Genomic DNA, 18,080 nt, shown 5'->3' on the forward strand with positions numbered 1-18,080 from the left:
TTTTTATCCCCAAGTAATTTCTAATTGATAGCTGGCAAAAGGGTGTCCCTCTTGATTTTGTAGTTGATAGGCTAGCTCAATCTTTTGCCCATCCAGTTTGTAGTGACTCGTTTGAATGATAAACTCCTGCATCCCCATTGGAGTCGGAATATAAGCTAAACTATCACTATCCTTGAGAAAACGCATGATGGTTTTGGGACTCGAGAAACGGGTCATCACTAGTTCTTCTTCATGAAACTTGAGAACCACTTTTTCCTTTTCCTCATTATAGAAAAGCAAATAACGATAATCTCCCTTTTCACGCACTTCCACGTCATAGAGTTGGTCTATGACTTCCAACTGTTCATCAAACCGAATCGTATTTCGCATCCGAATCTTCACATCAAATCCTCTTTCATGTCTCTTGTCCTACTATTTTACCAAAAAGAGCAGGATTTTGCTATAATGGTCATATGAACGAAAAAGTATTCCGTGACCCAGTTCACAACTATATCCATGTAAATAATCAGGTCATCTATGACTTGATCAATACAAAAGAATTTCAACGGCTCCGTCGTATCAAACAGTTAGGGACATCTAGCTATACCTTTCATGGTGGAGAGCATAGTCGTTTTTCTCACTGTTTGGGCGTCTATGAAATTGCCCGTCAAATCACTGAAATTTTCGAAGAAAAATACCCTGAAGAATGGGATTCCAATGAGTCTCTCTTAACCATGACTGCAGCGCTTCTCCACGACCTTGGACATGGAGCCTACTCTCATACTTTTGAAAATCTCTTTGACACTGACCATGAGGCTATTACCCAGGAAATTATCCAAAGCCCTGAAACAGAGATTCACCAGGTTCTTTTACAGGTCGCTCCAGACTTTCCTAAGAAGGTTGCCAGCGTTATCGACCACACTTATCCAAACAAACAGGTGGTTCAGTTGATTTCTAGTCAGATTGATGCGGACCGCATGGACTATCTCCTTCGCGACTCCTACTTTACCGGTGCTTTTTATGGCCAGTTTGATCTGACTCGTATCCTTCGTGTTATTCGTCCTGTTGAAAATGGAATCGCCTTTCAGCGTAATGGGATGCACGCCATCGAAGATTATGTTCTCAGTCGTTACCAGATGTACATGCAGGTGTATTTCCACCCAGCTACACGGGCCATGGAGGTTCTTCTGCAAAATCTTTTGAAACGTGCCAAAGAACTCTATCCAGAAAACAAGGACTTCTTTGCCCTAACCTCTCCACACTTACTACCATTCTTTGAAAAAAACGTTTGCTTGTCTGATTATCTAGCACTAGATGACGGAGTTATGAATACCTACTTCCAACTCTGGATGACTAGTACAGATAAAATTCTAGCCGACCTTTCCCAACGTTTTATCAATCGTAAGGTCTTTAAATCTATTACTTTTTCTCAGGAAGACCAAGACCAACTCGCAAGCATGAGACAACTGGTTGAAGAAATCGGTTTTGATCCAGACTACTATACTGCCATTCATAAGAACTTTGACCTCCCTTATGATATCTATCGTCCCGAATCTGAAAATCCACGGACACAGATTGAGATTCTACAGAAAAATGGAGATCTAGCAGAACTCTCTAGTCTGTCTCCTATCGTCCAATCCCTTGCTGGTAGCCGCCACGGAGATAATCGTTTCTATTTCCCAAAAGAAATGTTAGATCAAAACAGCATCTTCGCAAGTATCACTCAGCAATTTTTACACTTGATTGAGAACGATCATTTTACCCCAAATAAAAACGAATAGAGGAAATATATGAGTATTAAACTAATCGCCGTCGATATCGATGGTACCCTGGTTAACAGTAAAAAGGAAATCACTCCTCAAGTCTTTTCTGCCATCCAAGATGCCAAACAAGCTGGCGTCAAGGTCGTCATTGCAACGGGCCGACCTATCGCAGGCGTTGCCAAACTTCTGGACGACTTACAGTTGAGAGACGAGGGTGACTATGTGGTAACCTTCAACGGTGCCCTTGTCCAAGAGACTGCTACTGGTCATGAGATTATCAGCGAATCCTTGACCTATGAGGATTATCTGGATATGGAATTTCTCAGTCGCAAACTCGGTGTTCACATGCACGCTATTACCAAGGACGGTATCTATACTGCCAATCGCAATATCGGAAAGTACACGGTGCACGAATCAACCCTCGTCAGCATGCCCATCTTCTACCGCACTCCTGAAGAAATGGCTGACAAGGAAATCGTCAAGTGTATGTTTATCGATGAACCAGAAATTCTCGATGCTGCGATTGAAAAGATACCAGCCGAATTTTACGAGCGCTACTCCATCAATAAATCCGCTCCTTTCTACCTTGAGCTCCTTAAAAGGAATGTAGACAAGGGTTCAGCCATCACTCACTTAGCTGAAAAACTCGGATTGACCAAAGATGAAACCATGGCGATCGGTGACGAAGAAAATGACCGTGCCATGCTGGAAGTCGTTGGCAACCCCGTTGTTATGGAAAATGGAAATCCAGAACTCAAAAAAATCGCCAAATACATCACCAAAACAAATGACGAATCTGGCGTAGCCCATGCTATTCGTACCTGGGTATTGTAGCAAAAGGTAAATAAGTTTGCCTTAGTTTCTGCAGAAACCGAACCTGTAGAAACTACCATACCCAACATTTCAAATGCAAGGATAACTCCACAAGCACCACCAACTTTCATTTTACGGATTGAACCATAAGCCTTATATTCTTGTCCTTTTTACATTTAATTATTTATCTCCTTTTCTAAAAACATTTATAACAAATTAAAACTCTCAATCACTTGATGGTGAACGAGAGAGTTTATAAACAACTACAATCATATTTTCTCCTTTTCTACAAAAAAAGAGCCAGTAAAACTGACTCTTAATCTATTTCCATCTACCTAAATCATCAACCCAATAGCCTTGTACCCTCTCAGAACGAGCATAGATACCATTAGACTTCAAATAAAACCATGCTTTATAATAATTATCGTAAATCCATTCACTTTTTGCCATCTTACCATTAGATTTCAGATAATATGAGCCTTGCCATGCACTATTCGCATAAACTCCATTCGATTTTAGATAATACCACGCTTGATAAGAACTATCATAAATCCATTCACTTTCTGCCATCTTTCCATTAGATTTCAGATAATATGAACCCTGCCATGCACTATTCGCATAAACTCCATTCGACTTTAGATAGTACCATGACTTGTAATATGAGTCATAAACCCATTCACTCACAGCCATCTTCCCATCTGATTTCAAATAATATGAACCTTGCCAAGTATTTTTCAATGGTTGATTATTCTTATAGAAATACCACGTTTTACCTTCTTGAATCCAGCCATTCTTCTTAAATGAAGGTGCAAGATCAGGCTTAGTTGGATTTTTTTCTACCTTTTTCTCCTTTGATGGAGTTGGTTTTGTCTGAACAGGTTTCTTATTCTGAACATATCGTCCAGTACCATCAACATAGTATCGACCATTGTCTACCCATGAATCTGTAACCATTTTTCCATCAGAACCAAACCAATAATCACCTTCCCATGTGTTTTTTATAGGTCTATTATTCTTATAGAAATACCATGCTGTTCCTTCTTGAACCCAGCCATACTTTTGATTTTTATTTTGAACATATTTTCCTGACTTGTCAACGTAATAACGTCCATTATCTACCCATGAATCGGTAGCCATTTTTCCGTCAGAACCGAACCAATAATCACTTTCCCATGTGTTTTTTATAGGCCTATTATTCTTATAGAAATACCAATCGTTTCCTTCTCTTATCCAGCCTTTTTTCTCTTTTAAGGCTTCTTTCGCTTTACGTTCTTTCTCCTTTTCTTTTTCTTCTTCTTCGTTTAACTTATCAATTTCTTTAGAGATTTTTTCATATTCTTTATAAGAAATATTTAGTTTTTCCAACTTCCCTTTTTCTACTTCCAACTCTTTCTCTTTCTTGCCAAGAGTTGATTTTCTGTTACTTTCTGTAGTATTCACAGGAGTTTTTGTACTAAAATTATTCTTAGTTGATTTTGAAATTTGCTTGTCCGAAACAGTAATAAAACTCATTTGAGTTCCATCTTTCAACAAGAAAATTGAAAGACCAAAATAATCTACATTATTCGGCTTCCCCCAATTCACTCCAGCAATGGATTGAGCATGATAGTATTCATAACCATTATACATAAAATCTAAAATGGCATTATAAATAGTACGTTTTAATTGTGCTTTTGTAACATCATATAAACCCTGAGTCGTACCTGCGCCATTTTCATAATATTGAGCACCATATTTTTTTTCTTCATCTTCCTTAGTAGAAGTAGGCAACCCATACTCTCTGGCTACCTCATTGATTCCTTTTACATAGTGCCAATACTCTACACTTCTATCTGCTTTTTGCATTTTAACAGACAGTTTACTAGCAAAATCAATAGACGATTCAGCAAGAACTAGTTCCTTAGTTCCCATTTGCCTTCTTACTTGATTTATCATATCAAAGGCAAAATAGTTCAATTCAATCAATACTTCTTTTGGAAGATTATCAAGATCATAAACTTCAGCTTTATCTGAACCAACAGTTACAAAGTCATTTTTCTGTAAAGCTAACTTCGCACTTTCACTTTTCAGAATTTCTTCTGCCTGATCTCGTTCTTGTTCACTCTTACTATCATCAAAATTATCCTTTAATGCTTTAACATAAGCAGGACTTACCTTAATAGTATTCTTTTCACTATATGGAACTTTCAAGGCTTCAACTTGTTTCTTCAAGGTATCAACCTTATTCTCAGACTCAACAAGTGAATACCAACGACCATCACCTAGATAGCCAGTAACACCATTCTTCTTAGCAAGTTCACTTCTTTGATTATCTAATTCTTTAATCTTAGATTGTCTTGCAGAATCAGCATGAACAACACTACTAAATGCCAACAATATAGCAGTTGATAAAAAAGCTATTGACTTTTTATATTTCATTCAAATATCCCCTTTTTTTAAAATGTTATATACATTATATCATATCCCATTAAAAATAAATTTTATTATTTTAAAATTCAATAATCACTCCATCTTCTCTGAAACGATTATAGGTTCTTTCAATCTTAGACATAATTTTACTGTAATAACTTCGTGTAAGTTGACCTACAGCATACAACCGATAATACAAATCATCACAACATTTTTTTGAAGATACATAAACATCAGCACCATTTTTTACATGAGCATAGATTTTCAAATTCCAGCAGAATCGACTATAGATTCGGTTATACTCTTTTATGATCCATTCTTCGGAATATGTCCTCAAACCCTCCTTATAACCATACTCTTCGATTTTAACACACCTCTTTCCTACTACTAAATCTTCTCTGCTAGGTCAAGTAAGAATCGTTTCACTTCACCTTATGAACATACTTAGTCTTATCATCTTCAGCAAAGCGAATAGTTTCTTCATAACTCTTTCCCTTAGTCAACATTGTTACCAAACCATGAGAAAATTGATGGTGACAACCTAGATTGTCTAAATCCTTTGTAGACAATATTTCTTCACGCTTCACAGTGAATTTTTCATCTACATTGATAAAATCATCTATCATACAATTATAATATTTTGCTAGCTTGTAAAGTTTATCAATGCTAGGCTCACGATCACCACTTTCATAGCGTTTATACGCTTTCTTTTGGATTCCTAAATAATTTGCTAAATCATCCTCTGACTTATTATTTCTTTCTCTATATAGAATCAATGCTTTTGATACGTTTATCATTTTTGTTACCTCATTTTCTATCTTCAACACCTCTACTCATATTGTTAATTTACATAAAGGAATATAGTAGATTCCCTTGTGAAAACTAACAATACTTTCAATTCTTATCAGGACAAAACCTGTTTTATAAAAATCTAGTTATTGTTAATTTTTCGCAAAATAAAAAGGCTTATTTCAAAGTCTTTTTACGTTTTTTCAATAGAATATAGCAAAATAAAATGTACGCTCTTATCTTCGCATACTTTCAGCTTCTCAGCCTACTACCTTCGCCAAGGTCACAAATTTAAAGATAACCCAATATCCCCTCTTTCTTACCCAAAGGCATTAGCAAGATTTTACTCTCACACCGACCATACAACACATAGACCTCACTATCTCACTCTAGCTACCTTCTAAGAAGTATCATTGACTGTACCACAGCCGTCAGTTCCCTTTTCTTATCTACTAAGTCGAAAGGACGAAACACCCACATTTTACATATTCGTATATAAAATGTGGGTGTTTCTCATAACTAATTTACATTAAACAGGGATAAATGAATCAAAAATTAATCGTTTAACTAAAATAGCGAATTTAAATAACTTATACCTATAAAGACTTACTTCTATGATCTACTTTACTTCATAATCATAAAAATCAAAACAAATATTTGGTCAAATTTGAGTCATACTTTGGTCAAAAATTCCAAAAATACTAACCTATTTTAAAAAGCTAACTTATGATGATTGCCCTTAAACTAACATTTTGAATATTCTTTGTTTTTCTTTATATTTCCCAAAATGCCCCCTGCAGGAATCGAACCTGCAACTACTCCTTAGGAGGGAGTTGTTATATCCATTGAACTAAGGGAGCTAGAGAAAAACCCTGCTGGGTGAGCAGAGTTTTTTAGTCGAATTAACGACGGATTTCTTTGATACGAGCTGCTTTACCTTGAAGAGCACGCAAGTAGTACAATTTCGCACGACGTACTTTACCGTAACGAACAACTTCGATCTTTTCAACACGTGGAGTGTGGATTGGGAAGATACGCTCAACACCTACACCGTTAGAGATTTTACGAACTGTGTAGTTTTCTGAAATGCCAGCACCTTTACGTGCAATAACAACACCTTCAAAAATCTGGATACGTTCACGGTTACCTTCGACAACTTTCGCGTGTACACGAACAGTGTCACCAGGACGGAATGATGGGATATCTGTACGAAGTTGACCTTCAGTCAAGCTTTGGATTAATGGATTCATTTTATTCTCCTATCTTTGTCAATCTTGAGGAACCTTCCTCAGCGGATAAACTGTATTTTTGTGCGTCCATTACACACAAGATACAGTTTACCAAATTTCCACCTAAAAGTAAAGAAATTTATAGCAGAATTCCTAAAAAAATCGCTAGAAAACCACCTATGTAAGTTATAACTAAATAGCTATAAAATACCTTCTTGTCACTGATTAGTCTTTGCAGCTCGTCATTCAAGGTTGAAAAGGTCGTTAACCCTCCACAAAAACCTGTCGCTAGGATGGCATAGACTTCCTTGGACTCCACATGATTGTAGAGTAGGCCAATTAAAAAACATCCTAGAAGATTGGCAATGAGAGTTCCCAATGGCAATTTTGAAGCTTGATTATAGCGGGAAAAGAAATAACGCACCAAGGCTCCGAACCCGCAGGCGATTGCAAGATAAACGACTACCATTTCTTCCTCCCTAGAACATAAGCTAAGAGTAGGCCTCCACCGATGCTCAAAAATAAGTAGATGCCTAAGCTAAGATAACGCCCGGTATCAAGCAGTTTTACTGCATCAAGCATTAGGCTAGAAAAAGTTGTCAAGCCACCACAAAATCCTGTACCCAGCGCCAAAACCAAGCCTTTACTAGTTCCTGTATAGACCAGATAGCCTTTCACCAGATAGACCAGGCAGAAAATGCCTAGATAGTTGACAAGAAAGGTCCCCCAAGGAAAGTCTGGGCTAGCTGGTAACCAAGTGGAAATGAGATAGCGGACAAGGCCTCCCACCATTGCAGCTAGAAAAATCCCTAGCGGATAGAATTGTTCTTTCTTCATTTGATATTCTGATCCTGATAATCACGCGAACGTTTGAGAATGTCTGAAAAAGTCGCAACAATGGTTTCTTGGTAATTCTTATTGGTTACACGACTCCTTACCTTTTCAAAAATGACTGCTTCTCGCTTGGTATCTAAAATAGGTTTTCCTGAGGCTTTCTTATAGGCAACTACACCCTCAACCAAGTTCATTCGTTCTTCCAAGAGCTTAACGATTTGGTCGTCGATTTGATCAATTTCTTGCCGAATACTAGCTAAATCCATAGTGTCTCCTCCTTTATTTGAATTATTGTATCAAAAAGCCACCAAATAGGCTAGTAAAATCTAGTTTAACTACTAAAAACTGCACCGACTCCTTCCAGTCAGCGCAGCTTGTTTCTTATCCTACTTTTGCAGCCAATTCTTCTGCGAATTGTTCCAAGCGTTCGATGTCTTCTTCTTCAGCAGAGAGATCAACTTTAACACATTCTGAACCTTTTTCTGCACCTGTCGCTACAAAAACGCGATCAAAGTCATCGACAGCCTTACAGAATTCGTCGTAGAAGGTGTCACCTGAACCAACAACTCCGTAGATTTTACCATTCAAGTTGAGATCAGCTAGGTCTTCATAGAAGTCCATCATCTCATCCGGCAATTCTCCATCGCCATAAGTATAGGTCGCAACGATTGCGATATCCGCTTCCAAGAAGTCTGAAGCGTCAACAGTCGTACATTCATCAACATCGACATCCAAGCCCAAGTCACGCAATTTATCTGCTACAATATCTGCAATTTCTTCGGTATTACCGGTCATACTGGCAAATACAATTTTTGCTAATGCCATATCGTCCTCCTCAATTTATCTTTCTCCATTATATCATATCTTTTTCATTTTAAAAATAAAAATTCTTGTGCTACAATGAAATGAGAAAGAATTGAGGTTATTTATGGAAATTTGCCAGCAAATTTTAGAGAAAATTAAAGAATACGATACCATTATCATTCATCGTCATATGAAACCAGACCCTGATGCCTTGGGAAGTCAGGTAGGCTTGAAAGCTCTTCTCACACACCATTTTCCAGAAAAGACCATTAAAGCAGTCGGTTATAACGAACCGACTTTGACTTGGATGGCAGAAATGGAAACTGTTCAAGATAGTGACTACCAAGGAGCTCTTGTCATTGTCTGCGATACAGCCAATACTGCTCGTATCGATGATAAGCGTTATCATCAAGGTGACTTCCTGATTAAGATTGACCACCATCCTAACGATGATGTTTACGGAGACTTGTCTTGGGTCGATACTGGCTCAAGCAGTGCTAGTGAGATGATTGCCCTATTTGCAGAAAATACTCAACTAACCTTGTCAGATCAAGCTGCTGAACTACTGTGTGCAGGGATTATCGGTGATACCGGTCGCTTTTTATATCCTTCTACTTCTGCTCGTACTCTTCGTATTGCCAGTCAACTCAGAGAACATAACTTTGACTACGCTGAATTAATGCGTAAAATGGACACTATGAGCTTTAAAATTGCCAAACTGCAAGGGTATGTTTATGATCACTTAGAAGTTGATGAAAACGGAGCTGCACGCGTTCTTCTCAGTCAAGAAATCTTGAAAGAGTATAATGTTACTGACGCTGAAACCGCAGCGATTGTCGGTGCACCAGGAAGAATTGACAGTGTCAGTCTCTGGGGGATTTTTGTCGAGCAAGCTGATGGGCACTACCGCGTTCGTTTACGTAGTAAAATCCATCCAATCAATCAGGTCGCCAGAGAACATGACGGTGGCGGCCATCCGTTAGCAAGTGGAGCCAATTCTTATAGTTTAGAGGAAAATGAACAAATATACGGGAAGCTTCAAGAAGTCGCAAGAACAAATCAAGGCTAAGATTCATTCTTAGCTTTTTTCCATTCTTTTTTCTTGAAAATATACGGTTTCTTTGTCACTCACTTTATGGTATAATAAACCAAAGAAAAGGAGACTTATTATGGAAAAAAATCGTTTGTTTATTCTCATTTCTGCTGGAGTAGCCATTCTAGGTTCACTCTTGCCATGGGCTACTTTAAATGCAGGTGCTTTTGGCTCCTATAGTGTGCACGGTTTTAACGGAGATGGCTGGTTTGTTATCATCGCGGCTATCGTCTCTATTGTTCTGACATGCTTGAATAATGTCAATAAACCAATGCCTAAAGGTTTTGCCATTGGTGTCATTGTTGCAGGTGCAATTTCTACCCTCGTCACTCTTGTTAATTTATTCAGCATAAACAAGTATGTAACTCATATTGGTGGATACGGCGTTTCAATCGGTTTTGGTTTGATTCTTTCCCTTCTTGCTAGTATTGCCCTTGTAGTGACTGGTCTCTTGGCAATGTCAGGTGGTAAAATCACAAAAGACTCATTAGCAGAATTAGCTGAATCAGGAAAAGATTTTGCTCAAACAGTCGGACGCGTAACAAGTACTACCGTAAAAACTGCAGTTGAGGAAATCAAAAAAGAATCTCAAGAACATAAAAAAGAAGAAACTCCAGCTGAAAAAAAAGAGACAGTTAAAGAGGAAACCGAGCAAAAAGAAGAAGAAGCTACAGAACCAGCTCATGTCAAAGCTGAAACTGAAAATGAAGAACCTGTTAAAGAAGAACCAGTTGAAACTGAACTAGCTGAAGAAGAAACTACTGAAAATAAGACTGTTGAAGAAAGTGAAACAGTAAAAGAATCATCTGAAGAAGATTCAACTGAATCTAAAAATGAAGAGAAAGAAGAACAAAAAGATCCAAGTCAAGCGGACCAATAATTCTTCTCCCTATCACCTCAGTAAAAACTGGGGTGATTTTTATCTATATTTTTAATAAAATCAGGGAAAAGACTTGCCAAAATAGTCATAATCTGATAGACTAGTAAGGTAACAATCTATGGCTCGCAAAGAGACCATGGCAGAAAGGAAATATTGCAAAATGAAAAAAGATATCCATCCAGAATATCGCCCAGTTGTCTTCATGGACACAACTACTGGTTACCAATTCCTTAGCGGTTCAACTAAGCGCACTAACGAAACTGTTGAGTTCGAAGGCGAAACTTACCCATTGATCCGTGTGGAAATTTCATCAGACTCACACCCATTCTACACTGGACGTCAAAAGTTCACTCAAGCAGATGGACGCGTGGATCGTTTCAACAAAAAATACGGTCTCAAATAAGAATAAAAAGAACAGTTTCAACTGTTCTTTTTTCTTTCTTCAAATCAGGGCTCAAGCACCACTGCTGTTCCGCTACAGGTAACCATCAGCATACCATTCTCAGCACCTAAGGTTTCATAGTCCATCTTAACCCCAATGATAGCATTTGCGCCACGTTCACTTGCACGCGCCATCATTTCTGCTAGAGCTTCTTCTCTCGCTTGGGTTAATTCGCCTTCATAACTACTAGCACGACCGCCAAAAATATTACGGAAACCAGCCGCCATATCTTTGAACATATTAACCCCAGCAACCACTTCGCCAAATACAATTCCTTTGTATTCTAGGATTTTCTTTCCTTCGATCCCCGTAGTTGAAATAATCATCTTTAGGTCCTCCTTGCTTCTTTTAGAACATTGTAAACCCTTTCATTATCTTTGTCAAGAAATTCCTTATTGTTTTTATACTCCCATCAAAAAAGAGAAGACTTGGAGTCTTCTCTTTTTTCTTGGTTAAATCGCTTCTGTGACAAAACTACGACTTTCTAGCACCTTAAGCATGGCATTTGCTGTGTCTAGTGCTGTAAAGAGTGGCACACCGTGTTCAATGGCTGAACGGCGGATTTGCTCACCATCTTCGTCAGCAGTTCGCTTGGTTCCGACAGTATTGATGATCGCTTGGATTTTTCCTTTACGAACAAAGCTTGGGATATCCTTCTCATCATCACCAATCTTACCAACAGGCTGGGTATGCAATCCATGGCTAGCAAAGAAGGCTGCAGTTCCTTCTGTCGCGAGGATACCGTAACCGATATTTTGGAAACGGCAAGCCAAGTCCAATGCTTCTTCTTTGGCATCATCAGCAATGGTGAAGACTACATTTCCAAAAGTTGGCAAATGGAGGTAAGAAGCTTCAAAGGCTTTATAGAGAGCTTTTTCTAGAGTTGCATCAGATCCCATGACTTCCCCTGTTGACTTCATTTCAGGACCGAGCAAGCTATCTACCTTAGCCAACTTGGTGAAGGAGAAGACAGGAGCCTTGATATGAACGCGAGTACTTTCAGGGTAAAGTCCATCTTGGTAACCAAGTTCTCCAAGGTTTTGACCAAGAATTAACTTAGTCGCTACTTGAGCCATAGGGATATTGGTTACTTTTGAAAGGAATGGAACCGTACGGCTGGCACGAGGATTTACTTCAATGACGTAGACTTTTTCATCCTTGATGACAAACTGGATGTTCATCATACCAAGACAGTTAAGACCGATTGCTAGGCGTTTGGTGTAGTCTGCAATGGTTTCTTGAACCTTTTGCGACAAGGTTTGCGGTGGGTAAACGGCCATTGAGTCACCTGAGTGGACACCAGCACGTTCGATGTGTTCCATGATACCAGGGATGAGGACATTTTCTCCGTCTGAAATGGCATCAACTTCACACTCTTGCCCAACGATGTAAGAGTCAACAAGAACTGGGTGGTCTGGACTAGCCTTAACAGCGGTACGCATGTAAGAACGGAGGTCTTCTTCGTTTTCAACGATTTCCATGGCACGTCCACCCAAGACATAAGATGGGCGAACAAGGACTGGGAAACCAATCTTGCGAGCTGCAAGCACGGCTTCTTCTTCATTGGTAGCCGTTTGTCCTGGTGGCTGGGGAATATCCAAGTCTTTAAGGGCTTGCTCGAAGAGGTCACGGTCTTCGGCACGGTCTAGATCAGCGACTTGCGTACCAAGGATGGTCACACCTGCTTTTGCCAATGGCTCCGCAAGGTTGATAGCTGTTTGACCACCAAACTGAACGATAACGCCTTTTGGTTGCTCCAAGTCGATAACATTCATAACATCTTCGAAAGTCAATGGTTCAAAGTAGAGCTTGTCAGATACCGAGAAGTCTGTAGAAACGGTCTCTGGGTTTGAGTTCATGATAATAGCTTCATAACCAGCGGCCTGAATAGCCTTAACCGAGTGAACAGTTGCGTAGTCAAACTCAACCCCTTGACCGATTCGGATTGGACCTGAACCTAGGACTAGGACGGATTCCTTATCAGACTTGATAGACTCATTTTCCCATCCATAGGTTGAATAAAAATATGGGGTTTCAGAGTCGAACTCTGCCGCACAGGTATCGACCATCTTGTAGACTGGGATAATCTTGTTTTCCAAGCGAAGTTGACGAACTTGCTCAGCTGTTGTTTTCCAGAGTTCAGCAATCTTACGGTCTGAGAATCCATTTAGCTTAGCTGTTTTCAAAACTTCTAGCTCTTGTGGATGAGCACCCAATTCTTGCTCGATTTCAAAGATATGCAAGAGTTTATCAAGATAGAAGATATCAATCTTGGTCAATTCAGCAATTTCTTCTGGTGTGTAGCCACGGCGAATGGCTTCTGATACGTAGAAGAGACGATCATCTTGAGCCTTGACAACTTTTTCAATCAAGGCATCATCCGAAACAGATGCTAGTTCAGGCATTTCATTGTGGTGAACCCCAATTTCAAGTGAACGACAAGCTTTAAGAAGTGACTCTTCGATGTTGCGTCCAATGGCCATGACTTCTCCAGTTGCTTTCATCTGAGTTCCAAGACGACGCTCACCTTTTTCAAACTTGTCAAATGGGAAACGTGGAATCTTAGCAACGACGTAGTCAAGAGCTGGTTCAAACATAGCATAAGTTGAACCTGTAACTGGGTTGATGACCTCATCCAGGGTCAAACCAACGGCAATCTTGGCAGCCAATTTGGCAATCGGATAACCCGTCGCCTTAGAAGCAAGGGCTGACGAACGCGATACACGAGGGTTTACTTCGATAACATAGTACTTGAAGCTATGCGGATCAAGGGCCAGCTGAACGTTACACCCACCTTCAATCTTGAGAGCGCGGATAATGCTCAAGCTCGCGTCACGTAGCATTTGGTTTTCATAGTCTGACATGGTTTGCGCAGGAGCAAATACGATGGAATCCCCTGTGTGAATCCCAACGGGGTCAAAGTTTTCCATGTTACAAACAACGAGGGCATTGTCAGCTGAATCGCGCATCACTTCGTACTCGATTTCCTTGAAACCTGCGATTGAACGTTCAATCAAACATTGGGTAACAGGTGACAGTTTCAACCCATTTTCAGCGATTTCACGCAATTCTTCCTCGTTGGCACACATACCACCACCAGTACCACCTAGGGTAAAGGCTGGACGAACGATAACAGGGTAGCCGATTGATGCTGCAAAGGCAACAGCTTCTTCTACTGTGTTGACAATTTCAGACTCTGGGATTGGTTGCTCAAGCTCTTCCATCAATTGTTTAAAGAGGTCACGGTCCTCCGCTTGGTCGATGGCAGACAATTTAGTACCGAGAAGCTCCACACCAAGCTCATCTAAGATACCATTTTTAGACAATTCCATGGCCATGTTCAGACCCGTCTGACCTCCAAGAGTTGGAAGCAAAGCATCAGGATGCTCCTTACGGAGAATACGTGTCACAAACTCGAGTGTAATCGGTTCGATGTAGACCTTGTCCGCAATCTCCTTGTCCGTCATGATGGTTGCAGGGTTTGAGTTCACCAAGACAACTTCATAACCTTCCTCTTTCAAAGACAAGCATGCTTGGGTCCCAGCATAGTCAAACTCAGCAGCCTGACCAATAATAATCGGACCAGAACCAATCACCATAATTTTTTGAATATCAGTACGTTTAGGCATTTATAAGATATTAAGGGCGTCAAGCGGACAAAGCTAAAATAGGAGTTATGACGAAGAACTGTCAGTTCTAGGAATAACTATCTTTTTAGCAATGTCCGTAGCCCGTATTCAGTTCAGCAAATACGGATTGCCCTTCTCCTTTCTATTCGGCAACTCTCAGGTTACCATTAAATAAATTCTCCGACGATTTTTTAGCGAAACAATCATTTTCGATAAAAAATCTAGTGCAGGGAGTTTATAGTTCGCCTTATAGCGACTAAAAGAAACGACCTGACTTTCTATTCGTCGCCTCAGAGGGCGACATTAAATAAATTCTCCGACGATTTTTTAGCGAAACGATACTTTTCGGTAAAAAATCTAGTGCAGGGAGTTTTTAGTTCGCCCAATAGCGACTAAAAGAAACGACCTGCCTTTCTATTCGTCGCCTCACAGAGCGACATTAAATAAATTCTCCGACGATTTTTTAGCGAAACGATACTTTTCGGTAAAAAATCTAGTGCAGGGAGTTTTTAGTTCGCCTTATAGCGACTAAAAGAAACGACCTGCCTTTCTATTCGGCAACTCTCAGGTTGCCATTAAATAAGATACAAAGGGCGAATAGAAAGCGATTGAATTTTAGGAAACCAAGGAAGGATTGACAATCCAAGTTGGTTTCTCTAAATTCCGAGCTTTCCGTCCGTGTTCAGTTACATAAATTCTCCGACGAGCTTTTACTCGTTTTTAGTTTGCTTGTTTAAAAGCTTCCATCATCTCGATAAACTCGTCAAATAGGTAGCTAGCATCGTGTGGACCAGGAGCTGCATCTGGGTGGAATTGTACAGAAAAACCTGGTTGGTATCTGTGACGTACACCTTCAACTGACTTGTCATTGATTTCTTCGTGGGTAATAATCAAATGCTCTGGCAAGTCCTCACGGCTAACTGCATAACCATGGTTCTGGCTAGTAAAGTCTACTCGTCCTGTTGCGATTTCACGTACAGCGTGGTTAAATCCACGGTGGCCAAATTTCATCTTGTAGGTCTTAGCCCCATTTGCCATGGCAAAGAGTTGGTGTCCCATACAGATACCAAAGATTGGAATTTTTCCTTGCACACCACGAATCATGTCCAGTGCTTCTGGAACATCTTCTGGGTTTCCTGGACCATTTGACAGCATGACGCCGTCAGGGTTGAGATGGAGAATTTCTTCTGCTGTGGTTGTATATGGAACCACGGTCACGTTACAATTCCGTTTCGAAAGTTCGCGTAAGATGGAGTGTTTGAGACCAAAGTCTACCAGAACGACACTCAATCCAACTCCAGGAGCAGGATAAGCTGTCTTAGTAGAGACTTGCTTGATATTATCTGTCGGCAAGACTGTTGCTTGGAGCTGGTCTGCGATATGGTCCATGGTATCACCAACATGCGTAAGGGTTGCCCTCATAGTACCATGCTTACGGATAATCTTTGTAAGCGCACGAGTATCAATTCCTGAGATACCAGGGATTTTCTTGGCTTTCAAGAATTCGTCCAAGGTCATTTGATTGCGCCAGTTGCTGGCTCTACGCGCTTCTTCAAAAACTACTACTCCCTTACAGGTAGGACTGATGGATTCGTAGTCATCACGGTTAATCCCATAGTTTCCCACCAACGGGTATGTGAAAGTCAAGATTTGTCCATTATAAGACTGGTCTGTAATGGATTCTTGATAGCCGGTCATCCCTGTATTAAAGACGATTTCACCTGTTACATCAATATCTGCTCCGAAGGCCTTGCCTTCAAAAACTGTGCCATCTTCTAATACTAGAAGTCGTTTTGTCATATAGTCACCTCTCGTGGACGCTCTCAGGCGTCTTTTAACGTCTTGTGTTTATTTTGCTTTTCTGTATGCCAGAACAGATTCTAAGATTGCCATTCTGACAAATACACCATTGGTCATTTGTTGGACAATGCGTGATTTTGGCGCTTCAACTAAATGGTCTGCGATTTCGACATCACGGTTGACTGGGGCAGGGTGCATGAGAATTGCTTTTTCTTTCAAGCGATCATAACGCTCTTGCGTCAAACCATGTTGCGCATGGTAGCCTTCTTTTGAAAAGACTACTCCACTTTCATGACGTTCATGCTGGACGCGAAGGAACATCATGACATCCACCTGATCGATGATCTCGTCAATACTTACAAACTGGCCATAGTCTGCGAATTCCTGACTTCTCCATTCCTCAGGACCTGCAAAGTAGAGCTCTGCGCCTAAACGTTTCAAAATTTGCATATTTGATTTGGCTACACGTGAGTGGTCCAGATCCCCAGCGATAGCGACCTTAAGCCCCTCAAAATGGCCAAATTCTTCATATATTGTCATCAAATCAAGCAAGCTCTGACTTGGATGTTGTCCTGAACCGTCTCCACCATTGATAATGGAAGTCGTAATGGTTGGACTGGCAATCAACTCTCTGTAGTAGTCGACTTCTGGGTGACGGATAACACAGGCATCCACTCCAAGTGCAGACAGTGTCAAGATTGTGTCATAGAGTGTTTCACCCTTGTTAACTGAACTTGTCTTCACATCGAAATCGAGTAGATTCAGTCCCAGCTTAATCTCTGCTACTTCAAAGGACTTATGTGTACGAGTCGAACTTTCAAAGAAAAGGTTGGAAACGATATGCTGGTCCTCATAGGAAGCCTGCGCTCCATTCTTAAATTCGATTCCTCGTTTGATCAATTTCATGACCTGATCTACAGTAAGGTCTTCCATAGAGACCACATGTTGCAAAGCTTGTTGATTTTCTGACATGGTTAACTCCTTTTTGCTATCTAGGCTTCTTCGGTAATAAGAACTCTATCTTGTCCATCTAGTTCTGCCATCTCTACGATGATCTCTTCAGAGCGACTAGTTGGAATATTTTTCCCAACATAGTCTGGACGGATTGGAAGTTCTCTATGTCCGCGATCCACTAGAACTGCTAAACTCACACGAGCAGGGCGACCATGGCTGACGACGTTGTCAATAGCTGCACGAATGGTACGACCTGTATAGAGCACATCGTCCACTAAAATGACTTCCCGGTCTGTCACATCAACAGAGATTAAAGAAGTATCTTCACCACTTTTAACATCGTCACGGAAAGGTTTGGTGTCCAGCTCTACTACTGGAACTGAAAGAGATTCTAACTGTTCCAAGCGTTCTTGGATACGGCGAGCAATAAAGACACCTCGCGTTTTAATACCAGCCAAAACGATTTTGTTCAAATCTTTGTTTCGCTCAATAATCTCGTAAGTGATTCGAGTAATCGCGCGTTTGACGGTCAATTCGTCTACAACTTCTTTTGCCTTCATGACAAACCTCCAAAAAGAAAAGTCTCCTTAACAAGGAGACTTCAGAATGTATAGCCAAGCGAGCCCTACTGCAAACAGTATAGACTTCACCCTTCTACTTAA

Annotated in this window: 18 protein-coding genes and 1 tRNA gene; 5 read left to right on the forward strand and 14 right to left on the reverse strand. The window is 40.3% G+C overall.

Annotated features, from left to right (window positions below; translation table 11 throughout):
• Window positions 1-3 precede the first annotated feature (3 nt).
• Complete coding sequence (locus SNAG_RS06395; protein WP_096407648.1) at window positions 4-381, reverse strand: DUF1934 domain-containing protein; 378 nt, start codon at window positions 379-381, stop codon at window positions 4-6.
• 71 nt (window positions 382-452) lie between these two features.
• On the opposite strand from SNAG_RS06395, the gene SNAG_RS06400 reads away from it, so the two are divergent.
• A complete protein-coding gene (locus SNAG_RS06400; protein WP_096407651.1) occupies window positions 453-1,760 on the forward strand; it encodes an HD domain-containing protein in 1,308 nt (435 codons plus the stop codon).
• A gap of 9 nt (window positions 1,761-1,769) precedes the next feature.
• Window positions 1,770-2,576, forward strand: a complete 807-nt coding sequence (yidA, locus tag SNAG_RS06405; RefSeq protein WP_096407653.1) for a sugar-phosphatase — start codon at window positions 1,770-1,772, stop codon at window positions 2,574-2,576.
• Between the two features lie 300 nt (window positions 2,577-2,876).
• Here yidA and SNAG_RS06410 read toward each other — a convergent pair whose 3' ends face one another.
• From SNAG_RS06410 to SNAG_RS06450, 8 genes are all read right to left on the reverse strand, one after another.
• A complete protein-coding gene (locus tag SNAG_RS06410) occupies window positions 2,877-4,973 on the reverse strand; it encodes an SEC10/PgrA surface exclusion domain-containing protein (protein ID WP_096407656.1) in 2,097 nt (698 codons plus the stop codon).
• 413 nt (window positions 4,974-5,386) lie between these two features.
• Entirely contained in the window at window positions 5,387-5,761 is a 375-nt protein-coding gene (locus tag SNAG_RS06420) for a helix-turn-helix transcriptional regulator (RefSeq protein ID WP_231906660.1), read from the reverse strand.
• A gap of 780 nt (window positions 5,762-6,541) precedes the next feature.
• Window positions 6,542-6,613, reverse strand: a tRNA-Arg gene (locus SNAG_RS06425).
• A gap of 42 nt (window positions 6,614-6,655) precedes the next feature.
• Complete coding sequence (gene rplS, locus SNAG_RS06430; RefSeq protein ID WP_001068669.1) at window positions 6,656-7,003, reverse strand: 50S ribosomal protein L19; 348 nt, start codon at window positions 7,001-7,003, stop codon at window positions 6,656-6,658.
• A 118-nt stretch (window positions 7,004-7,121) separates the two neighbouring features.
• Window positions 7,122-7,451, reverse strand: coding sequence for a fluoride efflux transporter CrcB (gene crcB / locus SNAG_RS06435; protein WP_096407661.1), 330 nt, complete (start codon window positions 7,449-7,451; stop codon window positions 7,122-7,124).
• Window positions 7,445-7,819 carry a fluoride efflux transporter CrcB gene (gene crcB, locus SNAG_RS06440; RefSeq protein WP_096407663.1) on the reverse strand — a complete coding sequence of 125 codons (375 nt, stop codon included), beginning with the start codon at window positions 7,817-7,819 and terminating at the stop codon, window positions 7,445-7,447. The genes crcB (SNAG_RS06435) and crcB (SNAG_RS06440) overlap by 7 nt, the downstream gene beginning before the upstream one ends.
• A complete protein-coding gene (locus SNAG_RS06445) occupies window positions 7,816-8,082 on the reverse strand; it encodes a chorismate mutase (RefSeq protein ID WP_096407666.1) in 267 nt (88 codons plus the stop codon). Before SNAG_RS06445 ends, crcB (SNAG_RS06440) begins: the two co-directional genes overlap by 4 nt.
• 115 nt (window positions 8,083-8,197) lie before the next feature.
• Window positions 8,198-8,641 carry a flavodoxin gene (locus SNAG_RS06450; RefSeq protein WP_001162125.1) on the reverse strand — a complete coding sequence of 148 codons (444 nt, stop codon included), beginning with the start codon at window positions 8,639-8,641 and terminating at the stop codon, window positions 8,198-8,200.
• Window positions 8,642-8,744: 103 nt separating this feature from the next.
• Between SNAG_RS06450 and SNAG_RS06455 the strand changes: the two genes are divergently transcribed.
• From SNAG_RS06455 to SNAG_RS06465, 3 genes are all read left to right on the forward strand, one after another.
• The gene (locus SNAG_RS06455; protein WP_096407669.1) at window positions 8,745-9,689 is read left to right on the forward strand and encodes a DHH family phosphoesterase; all 945 of its coding nucleotides are present in this window, start codon (window positions 8,745-8,747) and stop codon (window positions 9,687-9,689) included.
• Window positions 9,690-9,789: 100 nt separating this feature from the next.
• Entirely contained in the window at window positions 9,790-10,593 is an 804-nt protein-coding gene (locus SNAG_RS06460) for a lantibiotic ABC transporter permease (protein ID WP_096407672.1), read from the forward strand.
• A gap of 160 nt (window positions 10,594-10,753) precedes the next feature.
• Window positions 10,754-10,996 carry a type B 50S ribosomal protein L31 gene (locus SNAG_RS06465; protein WP_096408869.1) on the forward strand — a complete coding sequence of 81 codons (243 nt, stop codon included), beginning with the start codon at window positions 10,754-10,756 and terminating at the stop codon, window positions 10,994-10,996.
• A gap of 44 nt (window positions 10,997-11,040) precedes the next feature.
• Here SNAG_RS06465 and SNAG_RS06470 read toward each other — a convergent pair whose 3' ends face one another.
• The 5 genes from SNAG_RS06470 to pyrR form a co-directional block, all read right to left on the reverse strand.
• Window positions 11,041-11,361 (reverse strand): heavy metal-binding domain-containing protein, encoded by a 321-nt coding sequence (locus SNAG_RS06470; protein ID WP_000587312.1) that lies wholly within the window; start codon window positions 11,359-11,361, stop codon window positions 11,041-11,043.
• A 126-nt stretch (window positions 11,362-11,487) separates the two neighbouring features.
• On the reverse strand, window positions 11,488-14,664 hold the full coding sequence (gene carB, locus SNAG_RS06475) for a carbamoyl-phosphate synthase large subunit (protein ID WP_096407676.1): 3,177 nt from the start codon (window positions 14,662-14,664) through the stop codon (window positions 11,488-11,490).
• A 720-nt stretch (window positions 14,665-15,384) separates the two neighbouring features.
• Window positions 15,385-16,464 (reverse strand): carbamoyl phosphate synthase small subunit, encoded by a 1,080-nt coding sequence (locus tag SNAG_RS06480; RefSeq protein ID WP_096407678.1) that lies wholly within the window; start codon window positions 16,462-16,464, stop codon window positions 15,385-15,387.
• A 48-nt stretch (window positions 16,465-16,512) separates the two neighbouring features.
• Window positions 16,513-17,436, reverse strand: a complete 924-nt coding sequence (locus SNAG_RS06485; protein ID WP_096407681.1) for an aspartate carbamoyltransferase catalytic subunit — start codon at window positions 17,434-17,436, stop codon at window positions 16,513-16,515.
• 20 nt (window positions 17,437-17,456) lie between these two features.
• On the reverse strand, window positions 17,457-17,978 hold the full coding sequence (gene pyrR, locus SNAG_RS06490) for a bifunctional pyr operon transcriptional regulator/uracil phosphoribosyltransferase PyrR (protein WP_000644748.1): 522 nt from the start codon (window positions 17,976-17,978) through the stop codon (window positions 17,457-17,459).
• Window positions 17,979-18,080 lie beyond the last annotated feature (102 nt).

It is taken from the genome of Streptococcus sp. NPS 308, assembly GCF_002355895.1.
In the GTDB taxonomy this organism is placed as follows: Bacteria; Bacillota; Bacilli; order Lactobacillales; family Streptococcaceae; genus Streptococcus.

Coding starts and splice junctions, on each gene's coding strand:
- SNAG_RS06400 (WP_096407651.1), top strand. CDS start 453: ATGAACGAAAAAGTATTCCGTGACCCAGTTCACAACTATATCCATGTA.
- yidA (WP_096407653.1), top strand. CDS start 1,770: ATGAGTATTAAACTAATCGCCGTCGATATCGATGGTACCCTGGTTAAC.
- SNAG_RS06410 (WP_096407656.1), bottom strand. CDS start 4,973: ATGAAATATAAAAAGTCAATAGCTTTTTTATCAACTGCTATATTGTTG.
- SNAG_RS06420 (WP_231906660.1), bottom strand. CDS start 5,761: ATGATAAACGTATCAAAAGCATTGATTCTATATAGAGAAAGAAATAAT.
- rplS (WP_001068669.1), bottom strand. CDS start 7,003: ATGAATCCATTAATCCAAAGCTTGACTGAAGGTCAACTTCGTACAGAT.
- crcB (WP_096407661.1), bottom strand. CDS start 7,451: ATGGTAGTCGTTTATCTTGCAATCGCCTGCGGGTTCGGAGCCTTGGTG.
- crcB (WP_096407663.1), bottom strand. CDS start 7,819: ATGAAGAAAGAACAATTCTATCCGCTAGGGATTTTTCTAGCTGCAATG.
- SNAG_RS06445 (WP_096407666.1), bottom strand. CDS start 8,082: ATGGATTTAGCTAGTATTCGGCAAGAAATTGATCAAATCGACGACCAA.
- SNAG_RS06450 (WP_001162125.1), bottom strand. CDS start 8,641: ATGGCATTAGCAAAAATTGTATTTGCCAGTATGACCGGTAATACCGAA.
- SNAG_RS06455 (WP_096407669.1), top strand. CDS start 8,745: ATGGAAATTTGCCAGCAAATTTTAGAGAAAATTAAAGAATACGATACC.
- SNAG_RS06460 (WP_096407672.1), top strand. CDS start 9,790: ATGGAAAAAAATCGTTTGTTTATTCTCATTTCTGCTGGAGTAGCCATT.
- SNAG_RS06465 (WP_096408869.1), top strand. CDS start 10,754: ATGAAAAAAGATATCCATCCAGAATATCGCCCAGTTGTCTTCATGGAC.
- SNAG_RS06470 (WP_000587312.1), bottom strand. CDS start 11,361: ATGATTATTTCAACTACGGGGATCGAAGGAAAGAAAATCCTAGAATAC.
- carB (WP_096407676.1), bottom strand. CDS start 14,664: ATGCCTAAACGTACTGATATTCAAAAAATTATGGTGATTGGTTCTGGT.
- SNAG_RS06480 (WP_096407678.1), bottom strand. CDS start 16,464: ATGACAAAACGACTTCTAGTATTAGAAGATGGCACAGTTTTTGAAGGC.
- SNAG_RS06485 (WP_096407681.1), bottom strand. CDS start 17,436: ATGTCAGAAAATCAACAAGCTTTGCAACATGTGGTCTCTATGGAAGAC.
- pyrR (WP_000644748.1), bottom strand. CDS start 17,978: ATGAAGGCAAAAGAAGTTGTAGACGAATTGACCGTCAAACGCGCGATT.